The organism is Tepidimonas sp. (assembly GCF_029335975.1).
Taxonomy (GTDB): Bacteria; Pseudomonadota; Gammaproteobacteria; order Burkholderiales; family Burkholderiaceae_C; genus Tepidimonas.
Map to the genome: position 1 here is coordinate 1 of NZ_JARJMT020000051.1, position 2,981 is coordinate 2,981.

The 2,981-nt window shown below is 67.9% G+C and carries 4 protein-coding genes and 1 pseudogene; 3 read left to right on the forward strand and 2 right to left on the reverse strand.

Features of this window, described 5'->3' with window-relative positions; translation table 11 throughout:
- The 3 genes and pseudogenes from P3W97_RS02755 to P3W97_RS02765 all read left to right on the forward strand — a co-directional run.
- Window positions 1–180: pseudogene (locus P3W97_RS02755) on the forward strand (5-(carboxyamino)imidazole ribonucleotide mutase); the annotation flags it as partial.
- Entirely contained in the window at window positions 177–1,388 is a 1,212-nt protein-coding gene (locus P3W97_RS02760; RefSeq protein ID WP_300843554.1) for a 5-(carboxyamino)imidazole ribonucleotide synthase, read from the forward strand. The pseudogene P3W97_RS02755 and the gene P3W97_RS02760, both read left to right, overlap by 4 nt.
- Window positions 1,379–2,404 carry an L-threonylcarbamoyladenylate synthase gene (locus tag P3W97_RS02765; protein ID WP_300843556.1) on the forward strand — a complete coding sequence of 342 codons (1,026 nt, stop codon included), beginning with the start codon at window positions 1,379–1,381 and terminating at the stop codon, window positions 2,402–2,404. The genes P3W97_RS02760 and P3W97_RS02765 overlap by 10 nt, the downstream gene beginning before the upstream one ends.
- A 54-nt stretch (window positions 2,405–2,458) precedes the next feature.
- Here P3W97_RS02765 and P3W97_RS02770 read toward each other — a convergent pair whose 3' ends face one another.
- Window positions 2,459–2,737, reverse strand: a complete 279-nt coding sequence (locus P3W97_RS02770; RefSeq protein WP_300843561.1) for a SemiSWEET family sugar transporter — start codon at window positions 2,735–2,737, stop codon at window positions 2,459–2,461.
- A gap of 2 nt (window positions 2,738–2,739) precedes the next feature.
- Window positions 2,740–2,981: cell division topological specificity factor MinE (gene minE / locus P3W97_RS02775; RefSeq protein ID WP_300843559.1), on the reverse strand; the 242-nt coding region annotated here is incomplete at its 5' end.

Below are 2,981 nucleotides of genomic sequence, written 5' to 3' on the forward strand. Positions count from 1 at the left end.
GTGGCCACCTTTGCCATCGGTGCCGCCGGTGCAGCCAACGCCGCTTTGTTCGCAGTGGCGATGCTGGCCCGCCACGACACGGCGCTGCACGAGCGGCTGCACGCCTTCCGCGCCGAGCAGACGGCCATGGCGCGGGCCATGGCCCTGCCCGTGGAACCAGGCGTGGGAGGCCGCCCATGAGTGCCACCCCCATCCTGCCCGGCCCCGTGGCGGGCGGCAATCGGCTGGCCACCCTGGGCGTGATGGGCGGCGGTCAACTCGGCCGCATGTTCGTCCACGCGGCGCAGGCCCTGGGCTACCAGACCGCCGTGCTGGATCCGGACGCGGCCAGTCCAGCCGGCCGTGTCAGCGACTATCACATCGCCAGCGCTTACGACGATGAACAAGGCCTGGCGCAGCTGATGCAGCGCTGCGAGGCCATCACCACCGAATTCGAAAATGTACCCGCCGGTGCCTTGGCGACCCTGGCTGCACAGCGGCCGGTGGCACCGGGGCCCCAGGCTGGTGCCGTGGCGCAAGCGCGCATCGCCGAGACAGCGCACTTTGCCGTCTGCGCCCGCGCGGGCGGTGTGGGCCCAGCGCCACATGTCGCCATCGTGTCGCCTGCCGATCTGGCCACTGTGCCCGACGGCTTGCTGCCCGGCATTCTGAAAACCGCCCGCTTGGGCTACGACGGCAAGGGCCAAGTGCGCGTGGCCGACCGCGCCGCACTGGCTGCTGCCTGGGCACAACTGGGCGGCGTGCCGTGCGTGCTGGAGCAAGGTCTGGCGCTGCGCGACGAGCTGTCAGTCATCGTGGCGCGCGGTGCCGATGGAACACTGGTGCATTTTCCGGTCCAGCGCAATCTGCACCGAGACGGTATCCTGACTGTTACCGAAGTGATTCCGGGCCGCGTTTCGCCGGCCCTGGCCGAGCAGGCCATCGCCACCACCTGCACGATTGCCACGCAGTTGCGCTATGTGGGCGTGCTGTGCGTGGAGTTTTTCGTCGTTGACGACGGCAGCGACGACGGGGCGCTGGTGGTCAACGAGATGGCGCCGCGCCCACACAACAGCGGCCACTACACCCTCGACGCCTGCGACGTGTCCCAGTTCGAGCTCCAGGTGCGCACCTTGGTCGGTTTGCCGTTGCCCACCCCGCGGCAGCACAGCCCAGCCATCATGCTCAACCTGCTGGGTGACCTGTGGTGGCGCGACGGCCAAGCCGTGACGCCGGACTGGGCGGAGGTACTGGCCTTGCCCGGCACGCATCTGCACCTGTACGGCAAGCACGACGCCCGGCCGGGGCGAAAAATGGGCCATTTGACAATCACGGCCGCTACGGCCGAGGCCGCGCAACACACCGCACGGGCCGCAGCCGAGCGACTGGGCATCGCGCCATGGCACTGATTCGCGATGCGCGTGGCCCACAGGCTGCCGAGGCCCTGGCCGATGCGGTCCAGCGGCTGTGCGCCGGGCGGCTGGTGGCCATGCCGACCGAGACGGTGTATGGCCTGGCGGCCGATGCCGATCGACCCGAGGCCGTGGCGCGCATCTTCGCCGCCAAAGGCCGTCCCAGCGACCATCCGTTGATCGTCCACATCGCTCATGCGACATCGACCGAACGCATGGCAAGCCTGACGCACTACGCCGCCGGTGTGCCCCCCTTCGCACAGCGGTTGATGGATGCCTTTTGGCCTGGACCACTGACGTTGATTCTGCCGCGGCGCGCGGGTGTGGCCGAATCCGCTGCCGGCGGTCAAGCCTCCATCGGCTTGCGCTGCCCGGCGCATCCCGTGGCCCAGGCATTGCTCGCCGCCTGTCGGCGCGCCGGCATTTTGGGCTTGGCCGCGCCAAGCGCCAACCGATTCGGGCGTGTCAGCCCCACGCAGGCCGCCCATGTGGCCGCCGAACTGGGGACGCTGTCAGATACCGAATTGCTCATCCTCGACGGCGGCGCATGCCCTGTGGGGATCGAGTCCACCATCATCGACTGCACCCGCGACGCACCGGTGTTGCTGCGACCGGGTATGCTCGAGAAAGCTGCGCTGGAGCGCATCGCGGGCGTGCCACTGGCCGACCGCGACGCCCATGCTCCGCGCGCCCCTGGCACGCTGGCCTCGCACTATGCACCTGAGGCAGAGGTTCGCTTGATGGAGGCAAGCGAGTTGCAAACCGCGCTGGACCTTTTGGGTCAGCAAAGCCGGGGGCTGGTGGTCTATCACCGCAGCCCCTTGCGCATCGTCAATCCCCATGTGCGGCTGTGCCGCATGCCTGATAGTGCCGAGACAGCTGCACGCGAGCTGTTTGCCACGCTGCGCAGCCTGGACGATGGCACAACGGATCGGATCTGGGTCGAGCGGCCACCGGCAGACCCCGCCTGGGATGGAATCCGGGACCGCCTGCAGCGCGCAGCCGCCAGATGAGCGACCCGGGCCAAAGCCACGCGCGGCATTTTCCCCAATGCAGCGCATGCCGCGTCAACGTCTCTGCGGCGCACCGCCGCGGTAGCGCAAGCGCATGCCCAAAATCATCAGTGCCAGCGCCAGCGTAATCGCATTGGCGATGATGATCGGCCATGCACCCAACAGCACCCCGTACACCAGCCACAACGCCACCCCGAGCGCGAACGTGGCGTACATGCCAACAGATAGGCCGGCAACGTCGCGCGTACGCCAGGTGCGCCAGGCTTGCGGCACGAAGCTCAGCGTGGTGAGCGTGGCGGCCAATGTGCCCACCACGTCGATCCAGTTTGGCATCGTCACGGCCTTGTGTCTGGCAGTTCGATCTTGACCTCGAGCACCTCGAGGTTGTCATGGCGCTCCAGGTTGACGTGAATATCCTCGGGGTTGATGGAGATGTACTTGCCAATCACCGCCACCAGCTCGCGCTGCAGGGCGGGCAAATAGTCCGGCTCGGACGCATTGCGACCCGCGCGTTCGTGCGCGAGGATGATCTGCAACCGCTCTTTGGCAACGGTGGCGGTCTTTTTCTTCTCGCCCA